Origin of the sequence: Microbispora sp. H10949, from assembly GCF_014161435.1 — a bacterium.
Taxonomy (GTDB): Bacteria; Actinomycetota; Actinomycetes; order Streptosporangiales; family Streptosporangiaceae; genus Microbispora; species Microbispora triticiradicis.
This window is the reverse complement of sequence record NZ_JABBWZ010000003.1, coordinates 312410-335284: the sequence shown is the minus strand read 5'-3', so window position 1 is coordinate 335284 and position 22875 is coordinate 312410. Positions and strand designations below refer to the sequence as shown.

Below are 22875 nucleotides of genomic sequence, written 5' to 3'. Positions count from 1 at the left end.
CGCGAGCACGCCGGTGCGCGGTGAGCCGCCAGGGCCGGTTCCGCGGAACGAGGCGGCCGGGTCAGTCGCCCGGCGCGGTCCCGGGCAGCACGATGGTGGCGAGGGTCCCGCCGCCCGGGGCGTTCTCCACGGTGACCTGTCCCCCGGCGTCCCGTACGGCCTGGGCCACGATGGCGAGGCCCAGGCCGGAGCCGGGCAGGCCGCGCGCCGACGGCGAACGCCAGAAGCGCTCGAAGACGTGCGGCAGTTCGCCCTCGGGTATGCCCGGTCCCTCGTCGCGCACGGTCAGCACGCCCTTGCCGAGCCGCACCTTGTCGAGCCGCACGGTGTCGAGCCGCACCGTGACGAGGCCGCCGGGCGGGCTGAACTTCACCGCGTTGTCGAGCACGTTCACCGCCGCGCGTTGCAGGCCGCGGGCGTCGCCGTGGACCTGCCAGGGATCGAGGCCGACGTCGAAGCGCAGCCCCGGGCCGCGCCGCCGGGCCCGCTCGACCGCCGCCGCCACCACTTCGTGGAAGTCGATCTCGGCCGACGACTCGCCGCTCTCCGCCTCGCGCGACAGCTCCAGCAGGTCGCCGACGAGGCTCGACATCTCCTCGAACTGCTCCTTGACGTTCGCCAGCAGCCGCCGCTTGGCCGCGGGCTCGATGGCGCGGCCCGTGGCCTCGCTGCGCAGCAGCAGGTCGATGTTGGTACGCAGGCTCGTGAGCGGGGTGCGCAGTTCGTGCCCGGCGTCGGAGACGAGCAGGCGCTGGCGCTCCTGGGAGCTCGACAGGGCGGCGGTCATCGTGTTGAACGACCGGCCGAGGCGGGCGATCTCGTCCTCCCCCTCGACGGGGATCGTGACCGTGAGGTCCTCCGTCCGCGCCACGTGCTCGACCGCGCGGGTCAGCCGCGCCACGGGCCGCAGGGCCGTACGGGCGAGCCAGAGGCCCGCCACGGCGGCGCCGGCCACACCGAGCACGCTGACCGACCCGAAGACCACGGCGAGGATGCCCAGCGTCTGGTCCATCTCGGCGGTGGAGCGGAACACGCTGATCGTCACCGGCGCGGGCGGCTGGGCGAGCTCCGGGAACCGGCCCGGCGGTCCGGGCAGCCGGGGCACGTAGCGGGTCGTGTGGACGAGCACGGAGGTCCCGTCGGTGGTGACCGCGTCCCGCAGGATCGAGCCCGAGGTCAGCGCGCGTTCCGCCTCGGACGGCCGTACGTAGGCCGAGCCGGCCCAGACGCAGACCGTGCCGTCGGGCGCGACGATCTGCCAGCTCCGCCCCGAGGGGTCCCAGTCGGGGCGGGGCCCGCGGCGCTGCGTCTCGTCGCCGCGGCAGTCCCGCAGCGCGATCGCGATCTGGTCGGCCGCCGGTCTCAGCCGGGTCAGCGAGCGGGCGATCTGGTCGCGCAGCTCGGCGCGGGCGAGCAGCCAGCAGGCCGCCGCCGACACCGCGACGGCCAGCGCGACCGCCGCCGCGATCAGCAGCGTGAGCCGGGACCGGAGCGAGCGGCGCCTCACGGCGACGACCGCAGCACGTAGCCCACCCCGCGCACGGTGTGGATGAGGCGGGGCAACCCGCCCGCCTCCGTCTTGCGGCGCAGGTACATGACGTACACGTCGAGCGAGTTCGACGTCGGCTCGAAGTCGAAGCCCCACACGGCGCCGAGGATCTGCTCCCGGGTGAGCACCTGGCGCGGGTGGGTCAGGAACAGCTCCAGCAGCAGGTGCTCGGTGCGGGTCAGCTCCAGCCGGTGACCGGCGCGGGTCACCTCCCAGCTCGCGGCGTCCATGCGCAGGTCGCCGAAGGCGAGCACGTCGCCGTCGCCGCTCTGGGCGGCGTACTGCCCGCCGCGCCGCAGCAGGGCCCGCACCCGGGCGAGCAGTTCGTCGAGCTCGAACGGCTTGACGAGATAGTCGTCGGCCCCCGCGTCCAGCCCGGACACGCGGTCGCCGACGGCGTCGCGCGCGGTCAGCATGAGCACGGGGACGCGGCTGCCCGCCGACCTCAGCCGCCGGCAGGTGGTGAGCCCGTCGAGCCGCGGCATCATGACGTCGAGGAGCATCGCGTCGTACGCCTCGCGGTTCCGCGCGGCGTCGTCGAGGAGGCCGAGCGCGGCCAGCCCGTCGCCGGCCGTCTCGACCCGGTATCCCTCGAACTCCAGGCTGCTGCACAGCGCCTCCCGCAGGGCGGGTTCGTCGTCCACCACCAGCAGCTTCGCGGCTTCCTCACGCACCGCCACACGCTATCCGAGCGTCATGAGAATCCGGTTAAAGGGCGCTTTGTCCCGTTGAGTGGCACCCGCCCGGCCGGCGATCCGGGGGCGAAAGCCGGACCGCGTTCATCCCGCCGAGTCACGCGTGGCCGAGGACGGCCATCGCGGCGTTGTGGCCCGGGATGCCGCTCACGCCGCCGCCGCGCCGCGCGCCCGCGCCGCACAGCAGTACCCGCTCGTGCGCCGTCTCCACCCCCCACGGGCCGCCGTGACCGCCAGGGGCGTCCTCCTCGCCGTACGGCCAGGACAGGTCGCGGTGGAAGATGTGCCCGCCGGGCAGGCCCGCGTCCCGTTCCAGGTCGAGCGGCGTCTTGACCTCCAGGCACGGCTCACCGGAGGGAGCGTGCAGCAGGCAGTCGCCGATGGGCTCGGCGAGCACGGAGTCGATCGAGGCGAGCGTGCGGGCCAGCGCCTCCCGCTTGGCGGCCGGGTCGGCGAACAGCCGGGCGGGCATGTGCAGGCCGAACAGCGTCATCGTGTGCGCTCCCGCCGCGCGCAGCTCGGGCCCGAGGATCGAGGGGTCGGTGAGCGAGTGGCAGTAGACCTCCGCGGGCGGCAGGTCCGGCACCCGCCCCGCCGCCGCCTGCGCGTACGCCGCGGCGAGCTGGTCGCGGCTCTCGTTGATGTGGAACGTGCCGCTGAACGCCTCGGCCGGCGTCACGGCGGGATCGCGCAGCCGGGGGAGCCGCGACAGCACCATGTTGATCTTCAGCTGGGCGCCCTCGGGCGTCTCGGGCGTCTCCCCGAGCAGCCGCGCGAGCACGGCGGGCGGCAGGTTCGCCAGCACCTTCCCGCCGGTCACCACGTGCTCGGCGTCGTCGTCCTGGCCGTCCGGGGAGACGTCCCGGAACGTGACCTCCCCCGTGCCGGGGTCGACGGCCAGCACCTCGGCCCCCGTACGGATCTCGGCGCCGCGCCGCCGCGCGACGTCGGCGAGCTCGGCGGTGACCGCGCCCATGCCGCCGACCGGGACGTTCCAGTCGCCCGTGCCGTCGCCGATGACGTGGTAGAGGAAGCACCGGTTGGCCAGCAGGTCGGCGGCGGGGTCGGCGAAGGTGCCGATCAGCGCGTCGGTGAGGACCACCCCGCGCACCGTGTCGTCGGCGAACCGCTCGTCCACGACCTGCCCGATGGGCCGCTCGAACAGGTCCCGCCACGCCTCGTCGTCGCCCACGATTCCGCGCAGGTCCGTACGGCCCGGCAGCGGGTCGAGCAGCGTGGGCGCGACCCGCCGGGCGACGTGGGCGGTCATCGCGTAGAACCGTTCCCAGGCGTCGAGGTCGCGCCGTCCGCCGGTGACGGCTTCGAACGAGGCGGCGGTGCGGGCGGCGTCCTCGTTGTCCACGAGGAGCCCGGTGCCGCCGGCCGGGGTGTAGGAGGAGAAGCGGCGGCGGCGCAGGTCGAGCCGGAGCCCCAGCTCTTTGACGATCTTCGACGGCAGCAGGCTGACCAGGTAGGAGTAGCGCGACAGCCGCGCGTCCACACCGGGAAACGCCCGCGCCGACACGGCGAGGCCGCCCACGTGGCCGAGCCGTTCCAGGACCAGCACCCGGCGTCCGGCCCCGGCGAGGTAGGCGGCGGCCACGAGGCCGTTGTGCCCGGCACCGGCGATGACGACGTCGTAGTGCGAACGTGGCATGGAGCGTTCTCCCGGGTCTACGAGGCTCGCTGCCCGAAAGGTATCGCAAGATTGCCTCCTGGACCCGGGCAGAATATGACGAAGCCGGACAATTTTCCGCCAACACGAACAGGAGCACCATGCGCGTTTCCGATGAGGTCGCCGAGGCGCTGGCCGCCCGCCGGCCGGTCGTCGCCCTGGAGTCCACGATCATCTCCCACGGGCTTCCCCAGCCCCGGAACCTCCAGGTCGCCCTCGAACTGGAGGAGATCGTCCGGGAGGCGGGCGCGGTGCCCGCGACGGTCGCGGTGCTCGACGGCGTCCCCCGGGTCGGCCTGGACAAGGACGGGCTGGAGCGCATCGCGACCGAGCCGGGCCTGCGCAAGCTCGGCTACCGCGACCTCGCCCCGGCCGCCGCGCTCGGGCTCAGCGGCGCCACGACCGTCTCCGGCACGTCGTTCCTCGCGGCCCGGGCGGGCGTGCGGGTGTTCGCCACCGGAGGGCTCGGCGGCGTGCACCGCGGCTGGACGTCGGTGCAGGACGAGTCGGCGGACATCGACACGCTCAGCCGGACCAAGATCACGGTTGTGTGCGCCGGCGTCAAGTCGATCCTCGACGTGCCCGCGACCCTGCAGCGGCTGGAGACGAAGCAGGTCAGCGTGGTCGGCTACCGTACGGACGAGTTCCCCGGCTTCTACCTGCACAGCTCGGGCGAGCCGGTCGACTGGCGCGTCGAGACGCCGGAGGAGGCCGCCGGGATCATGCGGGCCCAGGACGCCCTCGGCGGGCTGGAGACCGCGCTCATCGTGGCCAACCCGGTGCCGGCCGACCTCCAGCTCGACCCGGACCTGCACGACCGGGTGCTCGCCGAGGGCCTGCGCGCCGCCGAGGAGCGCGGCGTCACCGGGCAGGCCATCACCCCCTTCCTGCTGGAGTACCTCGTCGAGGGCACCGGCGGGGCGTCGCTGGAGGCCAACCTCGCCGCCGTACGCGGGAACACCGCCCTGGCCGGTCGGATCGCCGCCGCCTGGGCGGCCGGGTGAGCGCTCCGCCGGCGACCGGCCTGCTGGTGATCGGCGACGTGGTGACGGACGTCGTCGCGCTGCACGACGGGCCCCCGGCCACCGGCACCGACACACCCGCCGACATCACGCTGCGGCCGGGCGGCTCGGGGGCGAACACCGCCTCCTGGGCCGCCCGCCTCGGCGCCGACACCCGCCTCCTGGCGCGGGCCGGGTACGACACCGGCGAGTGGCACGCGGCGGAGCTGACGAAGGCCGGCGTACGGCCGCACCTGCGGATCGACCCCGGCCGTCCGTCGGCCGTCGTCATCGCGATGGTCGACGCCAGCGGGGAGCGGTCCATGCTCACCAACCGGGGCGCGAGCGGCCACATCGGCGTGGACGACTGGGCGCCCGATCTCCTCGACGGGGTCGGCCGGCTGCACCTGTCGGCGTACACGATGTTCGCCGGGCCGGGCCTGGAACTGGCCCGGCTGGCCATGCGCGAGGCGGCCGGGCGGGGCATCCCGGTCAGCGTCGACCCGGCCTCCTGCGGGCCGCTGCGGGAGTTCGGCCGTGAACGTTTCCTCCGCGAGACCGCCCCGGCGGCCACCGTGATCCCCAACCGGGAGGAGGCGCTGCTGCTCTCCGGGGCGTCCGACCCGGACACGGCCGGGCGGGTGCTGAGCACCCGCTACGGCACGGCGGTCGTCAAGCTCGGGGCCGACGGCGCGCTGCTGGCCCGCGAGGGCCGTATAGTCGCCAGGGCGCCCGCTCCCCCGGCGGCGGTGGTCGACTCGACGGGCGCCGGAGACGCCTTCGCGGCGGGGTTCCTGGCCGCCACGCTGGCGGGCGGAACCCCCGAGGAGGCGCTGCGGACGGGGTGCGAGGCGGGGGCGATGGCGGTCGCGCAGGTGGGCGGCCGTCCGAAGTCTGGGAACTTTACCCTATTGACACCAATTGCTGGTTTGCGGCGTAAGCTGCACCATTAGCAACATGCGTCACTCTCGGGAGGGTGCGGTCATACCGATGGACGCCGAGTCAACGATCTGCCTGAGCGACCTGGTCCCGGCCCTGCGCTGGAGCCGTCCTCAGCAGGTGGCCGAGATGCTGGCCGACCCGCGCCTGCCCGGCGGGTGGTGGGCATCCGTCACGATCGGGCACGCGGTGCGGGCGACCGGCGTCGACTGGCTCTGCGAACGGCTCGCCCGGCTGGCCGTCGGCCGCTGGGACCATCTGCCTCTCACCGACCTGCTCCCCGCACTCCAGGTCCACACCGTGGACCCGGCCATGACCGGGTGGCCCGAGCCGGTCCGTACGGTGGTCACCCACCTGGGCGGGTGGTACCGGCTGCGCCGCATGACACCCGTCGACCTGCGGACGCCCAGCGGCTCGGCCTCGCCGGAGGCCCTCCTCACCACGATCTTCCGAGAGGTGTTCGGGCACCTGGGGGAATCGGGCGGCGAACAGGCGTCCGCCCCGGCCGCACAGGCGCTTCCGGGTGCGCAGCCGGCTCCCGGCGCGCCGCCTGTTCCGGGCACACAGCCTGTTCCGGGCACACCGGGCGCTCTGGCGGCACCGGGCGTTCCGGGTACCCAAGGCGCTCCGGGTACACGGGGCGCCGGCGCTTCGGGCGCGCAGGCGGTCCCGGGCGCCTCCACGGTCCAGCCCGCCGCCGGTCCCGTCTCCGGGCCGTTCCCGCAGGCTCCTCAGGTGACCACGCCGCCGGGACCCGCGGCGCCGGGAAGCACGGGGCAAGGAAGCACTGCGCAGGGAGGCACGGCGCAGCCGTTCCCCCAGCAGCCCGCCGCGGCCGCGCAAGGGTTCCCGGGCGCCCCGGGCCCGACCTCCCAGTCGTTCCCCGCCGCCGCCCAGGGACCCACCGCTCACGGACCCGCCTCGCAGGCCGACGGAGCCCCCTCCCAGCCCTTCCCCGCCGTTCCGGGCGCCACCTCCCAGCCCTTCCCCGCCGTTCCGGGCACGCCCTCCCAGCCCTTCCCCGTGGCCGGCCAGGGACCCGCGGCACAGGGACCCGGCTCCCCGCCACCCCCGCGGGTCAACGGAGCCCCTTCGCAGCCCTTCGGGCGGCCGGACGCCGTGCCTCCCGGCCAGGCGGAGCAGGCGGCCGTACAGCCGGGAACGGCCCCACCGCCCGCGAGCCTGCCGCCGGCTGGTGCGCCTCCCGGCCAGCAGGCCAGGCCCGCCACCCAGCCCTTCGCCCGGCAGCCCGGCGCCGCGCTCCCCCAGCCCCCGGCCCAAGCCGCGGGCCGGCCCACCGCCCCGTCCCCGTCCCAACCCGCAGCTCAACCCTCGGCCCAACCCGTGGCACAGTCCCGTACGGAGCCTCGTGGCGAGGCGCGGCCGGAGGCTCCGGCGGCGCCGGAGCGGCAGCCGGCCGACCTGTCCGCGCACCCGATGGTCGGGGTCGTCGAAGGGCTGTTCCGCGACTGGGACCCGCTCGCCCGGGCCGTGGCCGCCGAGCGGCTGTTCGCCGCGGAACCGGTGAGCCTGCGCGCGCTCGCGCACACCCTCGGCGTCGACCGCGAACTGCTCTCCCAGGCGCAGCGCACGGCGGAGGAGCGGGTGCTGCTGTGGCTGCGCTCCCCCGACACCGCACCGCTCACCGGACATCTGTTCGGGCTGACCGAATGGCTCGGCGCGGCGGCCACCCAGGAGCAGCTCATCGCGGCCGACCCGTCCCACCCGGTCGAGGTCCCGGCCCTCGGCACGCCGCTGTGGCGGGTGCTGGTCACGCTGATGCCCGACCGCCGCCTGCAGGACGGCTGGCTCGTGGTCGGCGACCTGGCCGGGCTGCGCGAGAAGACCCGCCACCTCCTGGCGAGCAAGCCCGCGGACGCCGATGTCGTGGAACTGCTCGGCCAGCTCGGCATCCGTGCCCACTCGGCGAAGGCGTGGCTGGACTCGATGCCCCAGGCGGGCTCGCCGTCCGCGGCGGACGCGCTGCCGACGCGGCGCGGTCCGGCGGGCAAGCCGGCGCCGCTGCCGCGCCGCACTCCGGGGGCGAACGGCCACCACCACGGCCGCGGCGGCATCCCGGTCCCCTCCCAAGCCGGCAACGGGCCCGACGCCGCCACGGCGCTGGCCGCGCTGAACGCGCTGGCGAGCGGCACCCGGGGCGGGGGCGTACCCCTGCCGCACCTGGTGCCGAACCCCCGTCCGACCTCGGGCCCGGCCTCCGACCCGCGCCGCTGGCAGCGGATCGACGTGACCAGCGGTCACCTGCGCGGCGAGCCGGTGGCGGTCCCCGAGGGGTACGCCGCCCAGCTGGGCATGCGTCCGGGGACGCTGCTGTCGGTCACCGGCCCGGGGAACAACGCCGTCGTCCTGGTGTGGCGTGACCGGCAGCCGGTGTTCGACTCGCTCCAGCCGGTGCTCATGCGGCTGAACGCCCGGCCGGGCGACTCGGTCTACGTGACCGTGGACGGCTACCGGCTCGACGCCCAGCTCACCTCGGCCGTCTGACCGTCCCCCGCCACGCGCGGCGCACAGTGCTCCATGAGCGATGCGTCGCGCGTGCGCGCCGGCCTTCGCGAGCCCGCTTCCGGGCATGATCACCTTCCGCGCCGGCCCTGACAGCCGCACGTCTTGACATGCAGCCATCCGGCTGCCAAATTAAAGGCAGCCAAAAGGCTGCATATCGATAGACGGCGATCCGGGAACGAGGGCGAGCATGGACGAGGTGTTCAAGGCGCTGGCCGATCCGAGCCGGCGCGCGCTGCTCGACTCGCTCAACGCCCGCAACGGGCAGACGCTGCGTGAGCTGTGCGCCGGACTCGACATGGCCAGGCAGTCCGTCAGCAAGCACCTCGCGGTGCTGGAGGAGGCCGGGCTCGTCACCACCGTGCGGCGGGGCCGGGAGAAGCTGCACTACCTCAACGCCGCGCCCGTGCACGAGATCGCCCACCGGTGGATCAGCCGCTACGACCGGGCCAGGGTCCAAGCCCTGGCGGACCTGAAACTCGCCCTTGAGGAGACCCCGATGGACGCGCCGACCTTCGTCTACACCACCTACATCCGCACCACCCCGCAGAAGCTCTGGCAGGCGCTGACCGAGCCCGCCTTCACCCGCCGCTACTGGGCCACGGAGTTCACCACGGACTGGTCCGCCGGCTCACCGATGACCTGGGACAACCACGGCGTGCTGATCAGCGACCCGGAGCAGGTCGTGCTGGAGGCCGAGCCCTACAGCCGGCTCTCCTACACCTGGCACGCCGTCACCCCGGAGCTCGCCAAGCGCTTCGGCTGGGACGAGGAGACGCTCGCCCGGCTGTCCGGCGAGGCCCGCTCGAAGGTCACTTTCACGATCGAGGAGCCCGCGCGGGAGGTCGTGAAGCTCACCGTCGTGCACGACGGCTTCGAGCCCGGATCGAGCCTGGCCGAGATGGTCAGCCACGGCTGGCCGAACGTCGTGGCGAGCCTGAAGACGCTGCTGGAGACCGGCGAACCGCTGCCGGCCGACGCGTGACCTCCCCGACCCCGATCGGCCCCGGCGACGCCGCGAGGCGCCGCCGGGCCGGCCCGCCTGGACGACCGCCCGGAGGACGGCGAGCGGCCCGGGGAGCATCGCGGTAGGCGGGGAGAAGGTCAGGCCTTCGGTCTGAGCATCTTCCGGTAGTAGGTCGCCGAGATCTCGTAGCCGAGGGCGCCGTAGAACTCGGCGGCCCGCCGGGTCGCCAGCGCGACGTACCCGGCCTGCCGCGAGCGGGCCCACGTCTCGAACTCCTCCAGCAGCCTGCGGCCGATGCCGTGGCGGCGGTAGCCACTCTCGATCATCGCCTCCTCCACCCAGGCGACCCTGCCGTTGGCGAAGAGCGTGATGTGGGTGAAGCCCAGCAGGTAACCGCGTACGGTCCCGTCCACGGTGGCGACCATGAGAAAGGCGTCCTCGTTCTCCAGCAGCTGCGGCAGCGCCGCGTCGAACGGCGCGCGCTCGGGCCGGAACGTCACCGCGAACTCGCGGGCGAGTGCGAAAATCTCGTCCGCGTCGGTCTGCTCGGCCCGCCGGAGCTGGAGATCACCAGACGTCATGAAAGGGACTCTAGGAGTACCCAGACACATACGTCCAATCCGACCCCCCCGCGAGACCGGCGGCAGGCGGAACCGCCTCACGTCCGCGGGCCGTCCGGCCGTTTCCCCCACCCGGAGTCGCCGTTTCTCGCGCTGGAGTGGAGTGACGGCCGAGGCCGCGGCGCTCTACCAGCCGCGGCACGGCTGCAAGCAGCGTTCAAGGATCATGCAAGAAATTCGCATTTCCATCGCCCTAAATTGCCGCTCATGAGAACGATGACTCGCGCCTTCGGTCTGGTGCTCGCCGCGGCGGTTACAGCACTCCTCGCATCAGCCACTCCGGCCAACGCACTTGTCGACGGGTACACGCACGACTCGCCGGAGCCGCCCGTGTGCACCAGCGGCAAAATCGGGAGCAACAGGCAGTACACGCATTGCAATTACACGCGCTACTTTGCCGTGTTCCGGTCGGGAGCCAGTTACTACGAGGCGGCACAGAAGATCAATCCAGAACTGTCCGACATCATCAGGTTTCTGGACGAGGCGGACGGCTGCGGCGCAGTACTGCTGACCAGCAGCAACACATACCTGCATTTTCCGACGAACGCGGCGGCATCCGATGAGTTCCAGTGGTTCCAGGGCGATCCGGAATATGGCGTCGAGACAATAGCCAAAGTGTCGCAAACCTGCATGTGGATCACCGAGGGCAGCTGACCCGGAAGAGCGGCACACGGTGACGTCCACCGCCTTGGCATGGCGATCGAAGCAGACCGATGCCTCCCTGACACGGGCGGTTGCGGCGTTCACCCTCACGCCGGCCGAAGTGCTCGTCCCCCGGGGAGCCGTACCGGGGCGTGGACGGGTTCAGACGGGCAGGCCGAGTTCGCGGGCGATGAGCATGCGCTGGACCTCGCTGGTGCCCTCGCCGATCTCCAGGATCTTCGCGTCGCGGTAGAAGCGGCCGACGGGGAACTCGTTCATGAAGCCGTAGCCGCCGAAGACCTGGGTGGCGTCGCGGGCGTTGTCCATCGCGGCGTTGGACGCGACGAGCTTGGCGATCGCCGCCTCCTTCTTGAAGGGCAGGCCGGCCACCATGCGCTCGGCCGCGTGGTAGTAGGCCAGGCGGGCGGTGTGCGCCCGTGCCTCCATGTCGGCGATCTTGAATTGGATGGCCTGGTAGCCCCCGATCTCCTGGCCGAAGGCCCGGCGCTCCCGCGCGTACCGCAGCGACTCGTCCACGCAGCCCTGGGCGAGGCCGACCGACACCGCGGCGATCGCCACCCGGCCCTCGTCGAGCGTCTGGAGGAACTGCGCGTAGCCCCGGCCGCGCTCGCCGAGCAGGTTCTCCTCCGGCACCCGGCAGTCGGTGAAGGAGAGCTCGCGGGTGTCGGAGGCCGACCAGCCGACCTTGGAATACTTCTTCGACACCGTCATGCCGGGCGTGCCCGACGGCACGAGGATCGTGGAGATCTCCGGCCTTCCGTCCTCGCGGCGGCCGGTGATCGCCGCCACCGCGACGACGGCGGTGATGTCCGTGCCGGAGTTGGTGATGAACGCCTTGGAGCCGTTGATCACCCACTCGCCGCTCTCGAGAACGGCGGTGGTGCGCATGCCGCCCGGCACGTCGGACCCGCCGCCGGGCTCGGTCAGCCCGAACGCCCCGAGGATCTCCCCCGCCGCCATCCCCGGCAGCCAGCGCCGCTTCTGCTCGTCGGTGCCGTACCGGAGGATCGGCATCGCGCCCAGCGACACCGCCGCCTCCAGGGTGATCGCCACCGAGGAGTCGACCCGGGCCAGCTCCTCCAGGGCCAGGCACAGCGTGAAGTAGTCGCCGCCCATGCCGCCGTACTCCTCCGGGACGGGCAGGCCGAACAGGCCCATCGCGCCCATCCTGCGGACGACGTCGTACGGGAACTCGCACCGCTCGTAGTAGTCCCCGATGACGGGGGCGACCACCTCGCGGGCGAACTCCTCCACCGACTTGCGCAGCTCGATGTGCTCGTCGTTGAGCATCTCAGATCTCCTCCGGTCGCTCCCCTTGGATCTTTGGCCTACTGCGGTCGACCACGCGGCGCCTCGCTACGGCGAGATCCGCGGGAAGCTCCCTGGCAAGGGCCTGGACGACGCGGGAGGGGCTCGGCCGGCCCAGGATTCCGGCGAGCCACAGGCTGGTGGCGGCCAGCGACCTGACGTCCACCCCGGTCTCGACGCCGAGGCCGTCGAGCATCCACACCAGGTCCTCGGTCGCGAGGTTGCCGGTGGCGCTCCTGGCGTACGGGCAGCCGCCGATGCCTCCGGCGGAGGAGTCGACGACGGTGATTCCCCGTCTCAGCGCGGTCAGCGTGTTGGCGAGGGCCTGGCCGTAGGTGTCGTGGAAGTGGACGGCGAGCCGCTCCGGCCCGACACCGGCCTCGGCGAAGGCGTCGAGCAGGTCCTCGACGTGGCGGGGCGTGCCGACACCGATGGTGTCGCCCAGCGACAGCTCGTGGCAGCCGAGGTCGAGCAGCCTGCGCCCGACCCCGGCGACCTGCGCGGGCGCGACCGGTCCCTCCCAGGGATCGGCGAAGCACATCGAGACGTACGCCCTGACCCGCACGCCGTGGGCCAGGGCCCGCTCGACGACGGGCGCGAACATCTCGAACTGCGACTCGACCGTGCGGTTGAGGTTGCGCCGCGCGAACGACTCGGTGGCGCTGCCGAAGATCGCGATGTCGGTGACGCCCCCATGGTTGGAAGCACAGTCGAGCGCCCGGTCGAGGCCTTTCTCGTTGGGGACGAGCACCGGGTAACGGACCCCGGGCACCCGGGGCAGGCTCTCCAGCAACTCGCCCGCGTCGGCGAGCTGGGGCACCCACTTCGGGTGGACGAAGCTCGTCGTCTCGATCGTGGTGAGCCCGGCCTCGGCCAGCCGGGCGACGAACTCGCGCTTGACCTCCACCGGCACGACGGCCGACTCGTTCTGCAGGCCGTCGCGCGGGCCGACCTCGTAGACGGTCACTCGCATGGCGTCACCACCGCCAGCACCGCGTCCAGGTCCACCGTCTGTCCCGGCCGCACCCGCAGTTCGGCGAGCACGCCGTCGTCCGGCGCCGTCAGGGTGTGTTCCATCTTCATCGCCTCCACCACGACCAGAGGCTGCCCGGCGGTGACCCGGTCGCCCCGGGCCGCCTTCACCAGCAGCACCGTTCCCGGCATCGGGCTGCGGACCACGCCGTCCCCGGCGAGCGCGCCGCCCGCCCGGTCTCCCGGGTCGCCGGGCTCGTGCCGGGTCACCGGCCAGGCCCGGCCGCCCTCGGCGAGCCAGAGCGTGCCGCGGTCGCGGGCGACCGCGTACCGGCGGGTGATCCCGCCGAGCGACACCACGGCCGCGCCGTCGCCGAGCCGCGTCAGCCGCGCCCGGCCAAGTGAACGTCCATTAACTTCGATCCGGGCGTCGCCGGCCGGTCCCACGATCCGCACCGGCACGCCGAGGTGGTGGACCGTCCAGGCGGGCTCCCCGATCCGCCAGCCGTCGTTCACGTCCCAGGGGTCGCCGCCGCCGGAGGGGCCGGCGAAGCCCGCGTGGAAGACGAGCGCCGCGGCGGCGAGCACCTCGTCCGGCACGCCACCACCGGCCGGGCCGTTCACCGGGCCGTTCACCGGGCCGTTCACCAGGCCGTTCACCGGGCCGTTCACCGGGCCGCCCAGCAGGTCGCCGAGGCGGCGCTCGACCAGGCCGGTGTCGAGCCGCCCGGCCGCGACCTCCGGGTCGGCCAGCAGCGCCCGCAGGAAACCGACGTTGGTGGTGACCCCGAGGATCACCGTGGAGCCGAGCGCCCGGTCCAGGGCCGCGAGCGCGCCCACCCGGTCAGGGGCCCAGGCGACCGCCTTGGCCAGCATGGGGTCGTAGTCGCTGCCCACCGCCATGCCCTCGGCGAGCCCCGAGTCGAACCTGACGTCCTGTCCGGCGGGCTCCCGCAGCGCCAGGATCCGGCCCCCGGTCGGCAGGAAGTCGCGGGCGGGGTCCTCGGCGTACACCCGGGCCTCGACCGCGTGGCCGCGCAGGCGCACCTCGTCCTGCCCGAACGGCAGCGCCTCGCCGGAGGCGATGCGCAGTTGCAGTTCGACGAGGTCGAGACCGGTGACCATCTCGGTGACCGGATGCTCCACCTGGAGCCGGGTGTTCATCTCCATGAAGGAGAAGCCCCCCGGGTCGGCGGCCGGGACGATGAACTCGACCGTCCCCGCGCCGACGTAGCCGACCGACCGAGCGGCCTCCGCCGCCGCCGCGCCCATGCGCGCCCGCGTCGCGTCGTCCAGCAGCGGGGACGGCGCCTCCTCCACGATCTTCTGGTGCCTGCGCTGCAGGCTGCACTCGCGCTCGCCGAGGTGGACCACGTTGCCGTGCGCGTCGGCCATGACCTGGATCTCGATGTGCCGGGGGCCGTCGACGTACCGCTCCAGCAGCAGCGTGCCGTCCCCGAAGGCGGCCACGGCGGTGCGGCGGGCCGACTCGATCGCCGCGGGCAGTTCCTCCGCCGAGGCGACCCGCAGCATGCCCTTGCCGCCGCCGCCCGCCGACGGCTTGATCAACACGGGGAAGCCGATGCGCCCGGCCGCCTCGGCCAGGTCGTCGTGGGGCTCCGCGCCGCCGGGGACGACCGGCACGCCCGCGCGGGCGACCGTCTCCTTGGCCCGGATCTTGTCACCCATTGCCTCGATGGCCTCGGGCGGCGGGCCGACGAAGACCAGGCCCTCTTCCGCGCAGCGGCGGGCGAACCCGGCGTTCTCGGCGAGGAAGCCGTATCCGGGGTGGATCGCCTCGGCGCCGCTCGTCCGGGCGGCCTCGACGATCCCGTCGGCGTCGAGATAGCCGCGCGGGAGCCGTACGGCGAGGTCGGCCTCGCGCACGTGCCGGGCGTCACGGTCGGCGTCGCTGTGGACGGCGACCGCGCGCACCCCCAGCGCGCGCAGCGTCCGGATGATCCGGACGGCGATCTCTCCCCGGTTGGCGATCAGCACACTGGTGAACATCACTCACATCCGGAAGACGCCGTAGCCGACGGGTTCGAGGGGGGCGTTCGCGGCGGCGCCGAGCGCCAGGCCGAGGACGGTCCTGGTGTCCACCGGGTCGATCACCCCGTCGTCCCACAGGCGGGCGGTCGAGTAGTAGGGGCTCCCCTGGCGCTCGTAACGGGCCCGGATCTCCTCGGGGTCGGCGTCGCCGACCATGGACAGGACGGTCGCGGCCTGCTCGCCGCCCATCACCGAGATGCGGGCGTTCGGCCACATCCAGAGGAAACGGGGCGAGTAGGCGCGGCCGGCCATCGCGTAGTTGCCCGCGCCGAACGAGCCGCCGATGATCACGGTGAACTTCGGCACCCGGGCGCAGGCGACCGCCGTGACCATCTTCGCGCCGTGCTTGGCGATGCCCCCCGCCTCGTACGCCTTGCCGACCATGAAGCCGCTGATGTTCTGCAGGAACACCAGCGGGATCGACCGCCGGTCGCACAGCTCGATGAAGTGCGCGCCCTTGAGCGCCGACTCGCCGAACAGGATGCCGTTGTTGGCCACGATCCCGACGGGGTGGCCGTGAACGCGGGCGAACCCGGTGACCAGGGTCGGGCCGTACTCGGCCTTGAACTCCAGGAACCGGCTGCCGTCCACGATCCGGGCGATCACCTCGCGCACATCGTACGGCCGGCGGGTGTCCTGGGGAACGATCCCGTACAGGTCGTGCGGGTCGTGCAGCGGTGGCTCGGCCGGAGCGACGTCCCAGGGGCGGGGGCCTCTCGGCGCGAGCGTCGACACGATGTCCCGGACGATCTTCAGGGCGTGCGCGTCGTCCTCGGCGAGGTGGTCGGTGACGCCGCTGACGCGGGCGTGGACCTCGCCGCCGCCCAGTTCCTCGGCCGTGACGGTCTCTCCGGTCGCGGCCTTCACCAGGGGCGGCCCGCCCAGGAAGATCGTCCCCTGGTCGCGGACGATGACCGCCTCGTCGCTCATCGCCGGGACGTAGGCGCCGCCCGCGGTGCAGGAGCCGAGCACGGCCGCGATCTGCGGGATGCCCCGCGCCGACATCGTGGCCTGGTTGTAGAAGATGCGCCCGAAGTGCTCCCGGTCGGGGAAGACCTCGTCCTGCTTCGGCAGGAACGCCCCGCCCGAGTCGACCAGGTACACGCACGGCAGGTTGTTGTGGAGGGCGACCTCCTGGGCGCGCAGGTGCTTCTTGACCGTCATGGGGTAGTAGGTGCCGCCCTTGACGGTGGCGTCGTTGGCCACGATCACGACCTCGCGGCCGCCGACCCGGCCCACGCCGGTGATGATCCCGGCGGCCGGGGCCTGGTCGTCGTACATGCCGGTCGCCGCGAGCGGCGACAGTTCGAGGAAGCGCCCGCCGGGGTCGAGGAGGGTGTCGACGCGGTCGCGCGGCAGCAACTTGCCGCGCTCGGCGTGCCGGGCGCGGGCCCGCTCCGGGCCGCCCCGCGCCGCCGCCGCGAGCCGCTCGCGCAGCTCCGCCGCCAGGCGCTCGTTCGCCTCGGCGTCGCGCTTGTACGCCTCGCCGCCCGGGTCGCACCGGCTCTCCAGCACCGGCCAGTCGCTTGTACTCATGCTCGAATGTTAGTCATCGTTAACTGACTCCGTCTACCATGGTGCCGTGAAGTCCCCTACCCGCAATCGGCGGGCCGAGATCCTCGACGCGGCCGCCGCCCTGTTCGCGGCACGCGGTTTCCACGGCGTGTCCATCGAGGACATCGGCGCCGCGGTGGGCGTGTCGGGGCCCGCGCTCTACCGGCACTTCAGCGGCAAGGAGGCCCTGCTCACCGAGATGCTGCTCGGGATCAGCGAGCGGCTGCGCGAGCAGGGGGCGCGGCTCGCCACCACCGCCGACCCGGACACCGCGGAGGCGGCCCTGGACGCGCTGCTGGCCGGGCACATCGAGTTCGCGCTGCGCCATCCGGCGCTGATCCGGGTGCAGGAGCGCGAGCTCGACAACGTGCCCGAGCAGGCCAGGCGGGCCATCCGGCGGCTCCAGCGGCTGTACGCCGAGGAGTGGGTGGCCGTGCTGGCCGAACTGCACCCCGACTGCCCGCAGGCGCGGCTGCGCGCCGCCGCGCACGCGGTCTTCGGCCTGCTCAACTCCACCCCGCACAGCGCGGGAGAGCTGTCCCCCGAGGCCATGGCCGGTCTGCTGCACACCATGGCCCGCGCCGCCCTGTGCCGGATCGGCTGACCGGCGGCCCTCCCGCGATCAGGCCCCTGATCAGGCCCTTCGGTCAGCTCCGGGTGAGGAGGGCGCGGGCGGCCTGCTCGATCTCGGCCTCGGACAGCAGCACGGCGCCGGCCGCCGGGCCCAGCGGCACGAAGCTGTCCCGGGAGGTCACCCGGGTGATCGGGCCGGTGAACCCGTTGTCGAGCAGCGCCGCCATCACGCCCTCGGAGACGCCGCCGCTGCGCCGGGTCTCGTCGGCGATCAGCACCCGGCCCGTGAGGTCGGCCGCGCGCATGAGGTCGTCGACCGGCAGGGGCGACAGCCACCGCAGGTCGAGCACCCGGCAGCCCATGCCCTCCGCCGTGAGCCGCGCCGCCGCCCGCAGGCTCATCCGCAGGCCGTTGCCGTAGGTGACGATGGTGAGGTCACGGCCGTCGCCGTAGGAACGGGCCCGGCCGACCGGGACGTGCGTCTCCGCCCAACGGGCCGGCGGCGCGTACGGCGCGAGCCAGCCGTCGTCGCCCTCCTCGAACAGGTCCCGGGCGTGGTAGAGCGCGATGGGCTCCAGGAACACGCACACACTGCCGTCCACACGGGCGGCGGCCAGGCAGGTGCGGAGCATCGCCGCCGCGTCGTCGGGCCGCGCCGGAGACGCGATGATCAAACCGGGGATATCGCGCAACGCGGCAATTGAGTTGTCATTATGGAAATGTCCCCCGAAGCCCTTTTGGTAGGCATATGAGGCAACTCGTACGACCAGGGGATTGCGGTACGCGCCCCGGGAGAAGAACTGCATGGTCGACGCCTCGCCACGAATCTGATCAAGGGCGTTGTGCAGATAGGCGAGATATTGGATCTCGGGCACCGGCAGCATCCCCGCCAGCCCGCTGCCGAGCGCGAGCCCGAGGACGGCCTGCTCGTCGAGCAGCGTGTCGAAGACCCGCTCGCCGCCGAACCTGCGTGCCAGCCCTCGGGTCACGCCGTACACCCCGCCCTTGCGGGCCACGTCCTCCCCGAACACCAGGACCCCAGGGTCGGCCGCCATGGCGTCGGCGAGGGCGCGGTTGACGGCCTGCGCGAGGGTGAGCCCGCCCTCCGACTCCGGGGGCGCGGCGAAGGCCCGGTCGCGCTCCCGCGCGGGCGCCGCCCGCAGGGCCCCGGCCGCCACCGCCCGCGGGTCGCGCGGCGCGAGCGGCGCCATCACCTCCTCCGCGGACGACAGCCGGGGCCGCCGCGCGCACTCCATCGCCAGCTTCAGCACGTGGTCGCGCTCGGTCTCGTAACGCGCCAGCAGTTCGTCGGGCTGGGCGAGGCCCGCCTCCACCAGCAGCCGCGCCGTACGGACGAGGGGGTCGCACTCCAGGTCGGCGGCAATCTCCTTGCGGGTGCGGTAGGCGATCTCCACGTCCGAGCCCGCGTGGCCCATCAGCCGCACCGTGCGCAGGTGCAGGAACGCCGGAGCGCGGTTGTCACGCACGTGGCGCACGGCGCGCGTCGCGGCGTCGTAGGTCTCGGCGAGGTCGCAGCCGTCGGCGTGGAAGTACTCCAGCGCCGGGTGCCTGGCCCGCTCGACCCAGTCGCGCGGGGTCCGCACGCTGATGCCGAGTCCGTTGTCCTCGCACACGAACAGCACCGGCACCTGCAATCCGCGATGGCTGCCGTACGCCGCGGTGTTGAGACCCGTGAGGGCGGAGGCGTGGTTCAGCGACGCGTCGCCGAATCCGCAGACGACGACCGCGTCGCGCGGCCAGGGCGACGGCAGGCCCAGCGTGCGCGCCCGCTCGATCGCGAAGCCGACGCCGACGGCCCGCGGCAGGTGGCTCGCGATCGTGGAGGTCTGCGGGATGACGGCGAGGCGGGGGTGGCCGAACACCTTGTGCCGGCCGCCCGCGATCGGCTCCTCGGCCGACGCGGCGATCCCCAGCAGCACGTCGCGCAGCCCCTCCTCGGCCAGCCGCCCGGCGTGGGCGGAGCGGGCCAGGTAGAACGCGCCCGACCGGTAGTGGAGCAGCGCGGGGTCGGTCGCCCGGAGCGCGGCGGCCACGGCGGCGTTCCCCTCGTGGCCGGACGACCCGATCGTGTAGAAGCCCTCGTCGCGCCCGCGCATCAGGCGGGCGGCGACGTCGAGAAGCCGGCTGCCGAGTTGCACCGCGAACAGTTCCCGGCACCGGACCCCGGTGAGGCCCGAGCCGGGCCGGACCGGCAGATCCGGGTCCCCGGCGGGCCCCGGGGTCAGCGCCCCCACGGCTTCGGCGAAATGGGTCTCCACTGCTTCCCGTACCACACGGCCGATTATGTCGCAGGATGCTCGCCCCGTCCCGCACAGTGGGAACTCCCGGTATCCCTCCACCAATTGATCAACTTAATTGACACAATTTGATGACGAATGTCATTTCTCTCAACCTATGCCGGTTATCGCCCGTCTACTTGAGAGGAATGACGTGGCACCCTCAGGCCGCGTTCACCGTTCGACCACCGGGAAGGATGGTTCAGCGGAATGTTGGAACGCATGCGCGCCGTGATCGCGGCGGTGGCCATGGGAGGAGCGGCCGCCCTGTGCGGAGCCGTGGCGCTCCCGGCCGCCGCGGGCGCGGCGACGGTGACGGCGCCGAGCGACCTCGCCGTCTCCCCCAGCCCCGTGATCGTCGCCACCGGCGCGGGCACGCCGGCGACCTTCACCTACAAGTCGGCCGAGGCGGGCACCGCCCGGCTCCTCGACGGATCGGGCCGGGCCGTCGCGCTCACCACCGGTCCCGCCGGCTCCGGCGCCTACTCGGCCAGGTACGGCTTCACCTTCAGGGACGAGCCGGGCGCCTGGAAGCTGGAGGTGAGGACCGGGGGCGGCACCGCGACCAAGGAGTTCCAGGTTCACTGGAACACCGGCCTCGACTTCGCCGCCTCGCCGGACGTGGCCGACCGCGGCGGCGTCGTCAGACTGTCCGGCACGCTCACCTACGGCGCGTCGCGCGGCTACGCCGGCCAGCGGGTGTACCTCGCCTTCAAGCCGGTCGGCGGCTCCTACGGCCGGGTCGGCTGGGTGACGACCGACGGGCGCGGCCGCTTCTCTGCCGACGAGAGGGTGGACAGGTCCGGCTGGTGGCGGGCCGAGTTCGACGGCACCACCGCCGCCGAGCCCGCGACGAGCGACAGCGACCGGGTCGACGTACGGGACGCCGCCCGGCGCACCCGCGTCACCGGCTTCGACGCCTCCCCCGACCCCGTCCGCGCCGGTGGCACCCTGCGCCTGCGCGGCCGGCTGGAGATCGGCGGCGGGGACTTCTGGCGCGGCTTCCCCGACCACCGGGTGAAGATCCTGTTCAAGCCCGACGGCGGCTACCGCTGGCAGTACGTCACCTCCGCCTGGACCGGTGACCGCGGCTTCTTCGCCGCGGACGTCAGGGCCAGGACCTCCGGCTGGTGGCGGGCCGAGTTCGAGGCCGTCACCGGCGCGACGGGCTCGGTGAGCTCGTCCGACTACGTGACGGTCCGCGCTCCCCGGCCCGTGCCGCCGCCCGCCGCCGACACCCGAGTGATCCGCTTCAACGCCGCCCCCGAGCCGGTCGGGTACGGCAGGTACCTGACCTTCCGCGGCGCGCTCCAGGTGTGGGACGACGGCTGGGAGGGCTACGGCCACCAGAAGGTGACCGTGTGGTTCAAGAAGGCGGGCGGCTCCTGGCACTACGTCAAGACGCTGCGGACGAACGTCTCCGGCAAGTTCTGGGGCAGGACCAAGGCGACGCGCTCCGGAAGCTGGAAGGTGGTCTTCCCCGGTGACGACGAGGCCCGGCGCTCGTCCAGCCGCGCGGACTGGGTCCGCGTGAAGCACTAGAGAAGACGTGAAGCACTAGAGAAGACGGTCAGGCCGGCCCGGGGCGGGTGTCACGCCCCGGGCCGATCCGCGTCACGGCCCCTTCGCGGACCGCGCGCCCCGTTTCCGAAAGTTTTCGGTCAGCGTCTTTTCTGTTTCGTTGTCATTCCCGATCCGATTTGCCTATGCTTCCGTGCCAGGTCGGCATGATTCCCCCGGGACAGCGGAGGACGTCATATGACGGGTGGTGCGGCATGACGGCCGGACAGTACAGACGGGCCCTGGCGGACTTGGTCGCCGAGGTGTCCGAGGGCGCGATCGGCGCCGAGGAGGCGCTCGCCGGCGAGCGCTCGCTGTCGGCGCTCGGCCTGACCTCGGTGGCCCGGGTGCGGCTCGTCGACGCGATCGAGGACACCTTCGGGATCGAGGTCGGCCTCGGCGGCGACTGGGCCTCGCTGGAGAGCGTCGACGCCCTCGCCGCGCTGGTGTCCCGGGCCGCCGAGCCCGCCGACCGGACCACGGCGGGCGCGTGACGACCCCGGAGGGCTCCCCGGCGCGGGGCGCGGGCGCGACGGTGGAGTTCCACGGCGCGCGGGAGGGCGAGGCGACGCTGACCTGGGGGCAGCGGCTGATCTGGCGGGCCGTCCATCTGATGGGGGACAGCCAGTCCTTTCTCAACTGCCCCTGGGTGCTGCCGGTGTACGGCAGGCGCGACCTCGCCACCGTGCTGGACACGCTGCGCGTGCTGATCGAACGGCACGAGACCCTGCGTACCACGTTCCACGGCACGCCGGACGGACCGGTGCAGCGGGTGAGACGCGACGGCCGGCTCACGGTGGACCTGGTGGAGGCGGGGGAGGAACGGGCGCTGCGGGCGGCCGAACGGATCTCCGGCGAACTGAGCACGACGGCCTTCGTCCACGACCGCGAGCTGCCGCTGCGCTGCGCCGCCGTCCTCAAGGCCGGGCGGCCCATGGCGCTGGCGCTGACCTTCTCCCACCTGGCCGTGGACTTCCAGGCCCTGAGCCTGCTCTCGGAGGAGTGGAAGGTCCTGCTCAGAGGGGAGGAGCCGCCGCCCGCCGACTGGCATCCGATGGACCAGGCGGCCCTGGAGCGCGAGGAGTCGTTCCAGGCGCGCTCGGCCAGGTCGATCCGCTACTGGCGGGCCGTCCTGGAGGAGGCGCCGCTCGACGTGTTCGACCATCCTCCGGGCCAGCCGGAGGACCCCCGGTTCATCGAGGTCGGCATGGAGTCGGTCGCGCTCGCCGCGGCGGCCGAGACGCTGGCCGAGCGGTGGACCATCAGCACGACCAGCGTCCTGCTCGGCGCGTGCGCGACCGTCCTGGCCACGGTGAGCGGCCGCACGAAGGCGGTCATGCAGCTCGTGCACAGCAACCGCCGCGACCCCCGCACCCGCACCATGATCGGCAACGTCGGCCAGGACGGCCTGTTCGTCCTCGACCCGCCCTCCGAGGGCTTCGCCGACGCCTGCCGGGAGGCGCACCGCGCCGCCTTCACGGCGTACCGCAACGCGCACTACGACCCCTTCGCCATGCAGGCCATGCGCGAGGACATCGGCCGCCGCCGCGGCCGGGAGCCGGACCTCGACGCGTTCTTCAACGACCGGCGGACCATCGGCACCTGGCCGGGAGTGCCCCGGCCCGCGGCCGGCGAGATCGCCGGCGAGTCCTTCGCCGACCTGACCGCGAAGACCCGCACGTACGTCACGAACGCCTGGCCCGGCGTCCGGTTCAAGGCGTTCTTCACCGTGGGCGCGGCCACCGACACGGGCCAGCTCAGCCTCATCGCCGACACCGCCTACCTGCCCCTGGAGACGGCCCGCGCCATGCTCCTCGGCGTGGAGGCGCTGCTGGTCCGCGCCCTCGACGAGGACGTCCCGCTCGCCGCCGTCCCCCGGGTGTGCGGGGTCGGCCCGTACGCCGGAACCGTCTAGTCCGTCGGAACT

18 protein-coding genes are annotated in these 22875 nt (G+C 73.4%); 9 read left to right on the top strand and 9 right to left on the bottom strand.

Going from position 1 to position 22875, the window contains the following annotated elements; all coding sequences use genetic code 11:
- Positions 1-61: 61 nt before the first annotated feature.
- The 3 genes from HHX40_RS08990 to HHX40_RS08980 all read right to left on the bottom strand — a co-directional run bounded on the left by HHX40_RS08990 (position 62) and on the right by HHX40_RS08980 (position 3901).
- Entirely contained in the window at positions 62-1507 is a 1446-nt protein-coding gene (locus HHX40_RS08990; RefSeq protein WP_182880156.1) for a sensor histidine kinase, read from the bottom strand.
- Positions 1504-2223: a response regulator transcription factor gene (locus tag HHX40_RS08985; protein WP_310738002.1), complete on the bottom strand. Its 720-nt coding sequence runs from the start codon at positions 2221-2223 to the stop codon at positions 1504-1506. Before HHX40_RS08985 ends, HHX40_RS08990 begins: the two co-directional genes overlap by 4 nt.
- A 118-nt stretch (positions 2224-2341) precedes the next feature.
- The gene (locus tag HHX40_RS08980) at positions 2342-3901 is read right to left on the bottom strand and encodes a phytoene desaturase family protein (RefSeq protein WP_182880154.1); all 1560 of its coding nucleotides are present in this window, start codon (positions 3899-3901) and stop codon (positions 2342-2344) included.
- Positions 3902-4020: 119 nt separating this feature from the next.
- Between HHX40_RS08980 and HHX40_RS08975 the strand changes: the two genes are divergently transcribed.
- The 4 genes from HHX40_RS08975 to HHX40_RS08960 all read left to right on the top strand — a co-directional run bounded on the left by HHX40_RS08975 (position 4021) and on the right by HHX40_RS08960 (position 9367).
- Positions 4021-4923: a pseudouridine-5'-phosphate glycosidase gene (locus tag HHX40_RS08975; RefSeq protein WP_182880153.1), complete on the top strand. Its 903-nt coding sequence runs from the start codon at positions 4021-4023 to the stop codon at positions 4921-4923.
- A complete protein-coding gene (locus HHX40_RS08970; RefSeq protein ID WP_182880152.1) occupies positions 4920-5873 on the top strand; it encodes a carbohydrate kinase family protein in 954 nt (317 codons plus the stop codon). The genes HHX40_RS08975 and HHX40_RS08970 overlap by 4 nt, the downstream gene beginning before the upstream one ends.
- A gap of 37 nt (positions 5874-5910) precedes the next feature.
- Positions 5911-8364 carry a hypothetical protein gene (locus HHX40_RS08965; RefSeq protein ID WP_182880151.1) on the top strand — a complete coding sequence of 818 codons (2454 nt, stop codon included), beginning with the start codon at positions 5911-5913 and terminating at the stop codon, positions 8362-8364.
- Between the two features lie 208 nt (positions 8365-8572).
- The gene (locus tag HHX40_RS08960) at positions 8573-9367 is read left to right on the top strand and encodes an ArsR/SmtB family transcription factor (protein ID WP_138460066.1); all 795 of its coding nucleotides are present in this window, start codon (positions 8573-8575) and stop codon (positions 9365-9367) included.
- Positions 9368-9486: 119 nt separating this feature from the next.
- Here HHX40_RS08960 and HHX40_RS08955 read toward each other — a convergent pair whose 3' ends face one another.
- A complete protein-coding gene (locus HHX40_RS08955; protein WP_117409609.1) occupies positions 9487-9930 on the bottom strand; it encodes a GNAT family N-acetyltransferase in 444 nt (147 codons plus the stop codon).
- Positions 9931-10176: 246 nt separating this feature from the next.
- Between HHX40_RS08955 and HHX40_RS08950 the strand changes: the two genes are divergently transcribed.
- Positions 10177-10623, top strand: a complete 447-nt coding sequence (locus HHX40_RS08950) for a hypothetical protein (RefSeq protein ID WP_182880150.1) — start codon at positions 10177-10179, stop codon at positions 10621-10623.
- A 150-nt stretch (positions 10624-10773) separates the two neighbouring features.
- On the opposite strand, the gene HHX40_RS08945 is transcribed toward HHX40_RS08950, so the two are convergent.
- The 4 genes from HHX40_RS08945 to HHX40_RS08930 are packed head-to-tail and all read right to left on the bottom strand — an operon-like array spanning position 10774 to position 16500.
- The gene (locus HHX40_RS08945; protein WP_182877049.1) at positions 10774-11922 is read right to left on the bottom strand and encodes an acyl-CoA dehydrogenase family protein; all 1149 of its coding nucleotides are present in this window, start codon (positions 11920-11922) and stop codon (positions 10774-10776) included.
- Between the two features lies 1 nt (position 11923).
- Complete coding sequence (locus HHX40_RS08940; RefSeq protein ID WP_182880149.1) at positions 11924-12913, bottom strand: hydroxymethylglutaryl-CoA lyase; 990 nt, start codon at positions 12911-12913, stop codon at positions 11924-11926.
- Positions 12904-14922: an acetyl/propionyl/methylcrotonyl-CoA carboxylase subunit alpha gene (locus HHX40_RS08935; protein ID WP_182880148.1), complete on the bottom strand. Its 2019-nt coding sequence runs from the start codon at positions 14920-14922 to the stop codon at positions 12904-12906. Before HHX40_RS08935 ends, HHX40_RS08940 begins: the two co-directional genes overlap by 10 nt.
- Positions 14923-14925: 3 nt before the next feature.
- Positions 14926-16500 carry a carboxyl transferase domain-containing protein gene (locus HHX40_RS08930; RefSeq protein WP_182880147.1) on the bottom strand — a complete coding sequence of 525 codons (1575 nt, stop codon included), beginning with the start codon at positions 16498-16500 and terminating at the stop codon, positions 14926-14928.
- A 46-nt stretch (positions 16501-16546) separates the two neighbouring features.
- Here HHX40_RS08930 and HHX40_RS08925 point away from each other — a divergent pair, with 46 nt between their 5' ends.
- On the top strand, positions 16547-17122 hold the full coding sequence (locus HHX40_RS08925; RefSeq protein ID WP_117410194.1) for a TetR/AcrR family transcriptional regulator: 576 nt from the start codon (positions 16547-16549) through the stop codon (positions 17120-17122).
- A 43-nt stretch (positions 17123-17165) separates the two neighbouring features.
- Here the strand turns inward: HHX40_RS08925 and HHX40_RS08920 are convergent, their stop codons facing one another.
- Positions 17166-19385 (bottom strand): thiamine pyrophosphate-dependent enzyme, encoded by a 2220-nt coding sequence (locus HHX40_RS08920; RefSeq protein ID WP_182880146.1) that lies wholly within the window; start codon positions 19383-19385, stop codon positions 17166-17168.
- Positions 19386-19610: 225 nt separating this feature from the next.
- Between HHX40_RS08920 and HHX40_RS08915 the strand changes: the two genes are divergently transcribed.
- The 3 genes from HHX40_RS08915 to HHX40_RS08905 all read left to right on the top strand — a co-directional run bounded on the left by HHX40_RS08915 (position 19611) and on the right by HHX40_RS08905 (position 22863).
- Entirely contained in the window at positions 19611-20930 is a 1320-nt protein-coding gene (locus tag HHX40_RS08915) for a hypothetical protein (protein ID WP_220498874.1), read from the top strand.
- A 233-nt stretch (positions 20931-21163) separates the two neighbouring features.
- Positions 21164-21442: an acyl carrier protein gene (locus HHX40_RS08910; RefSeq protein WP_182880144.1), complete on the top strand. Its 279-nt coding sequence runs from the start codon at positions 21164-21166 to the stop codon at positions 21440-21442.
- On the top strand, positions 21439-22863 hold the full coding sequence (locus HHX40_RS08905) for a condensation domain-containing protein (protein WP_182880143.1): 1425 nt from the start codon (positions 21439-21441) through the stop codon (positions 22861-22863). The genes HHX40_RS08910 and HHX40_RS08905 overlap by 4 nt, the downstream gene beginning before the upstream one ends.
- The last annotated feature ends 12 nt before the right edge of the window (positions 22864-22875 follow it).

Excerpts from the sequence above, each read along its gene's own strand:
- HHX40_RS08980 (WP_182880154.1), bottom strand. The coding sequence starts at position 3,901 with ATGCCACGTTCGCACTACGACGTCGTCATCGCCGGTGCCGGGCACAAC.
- HHX40_RS08975 (WP_182880153.1), top strand. The coding sequence starts at position 4,021 with ATGCGCGTTTCCGATGAGGTCGCCGAGGCGCTGGCCGCCCGCCGGCCG.
- HHX40_RS08965 (WP_182880151.1), top strand. The coding sequence starts at position 5,911 with ATGGACGCCGAGTCAACGATCTGCCTGAGCGACCTGGTCCCGGCCCTG.
- HHX40_RS08960 (WP_138460066.1), top strand. The coding sequence starts at position 8,573 with ATGGACGAGGTGTTCAAGGCGCTGGCCGATCCGAGCCGGCGCGCGCTG.
- HHX40_RS08955 (WP_117409609.1), bottom strand. The coding sequence starts at position 9,930 with ATGACGTCTGGTGATCTCCAGCTCCGGCGGGCCGAGCAGACCGACGCG.
- HHX40_RS08950 (WP_182880150.1), top strand. The coding sequence starts at position 10,177 with ATGAGAACGATGACTCGCGCCTTCGGTCTGGTGCTCGCCGCGGCGGTT.
- HHX40_RS08945 (WP_182877049.1), bottom strand. The coding sequence starts at position 11,922 with ATGCTCAACGACGAGCACATCGAGCTGCGCAAGTCGGTGGAGGAGTTC.
- HHX40_RS08940 (WP_182880149.1), bottom strand. The coding sequence starts at position 12,913 with ATGCGAGTGACCGTCTACGAGGTCGGCCCGCGCGACGGCCTGCAGAAC.
- HHX40_RS08935 (WP_182880148.1), bottom strand. The coding sequence starts at position 14,922 with ATGTTCACCAGTGTGCTGATCGCCAACCGGGGAGAGATCGCCGTCCGG.
- HHX40_RS08930 (WP_182880147.1), bottom strand. The coding sequence starts at position 16,500 with ATGAGTACAAGCGACTGGCCGGTGCTGGAGAGCCGGTGCGACCCGGGC.
- HHX40_RS08915 (WP_220498874.1), top strand. The coding sequence starts at position 19,611 with ATGCGCGCCGTGATCGCGGCGGTGGCCATGGGAGGAGCGGCCGCCCTG.
- HHX40_RS08910 (WP_182880144.1), top strand. The coding sequence starts at position 21,164 with ATGACGGCCGGACAGTACAGACGGGCCCTGGCGGACTTGGTCGCCGAG.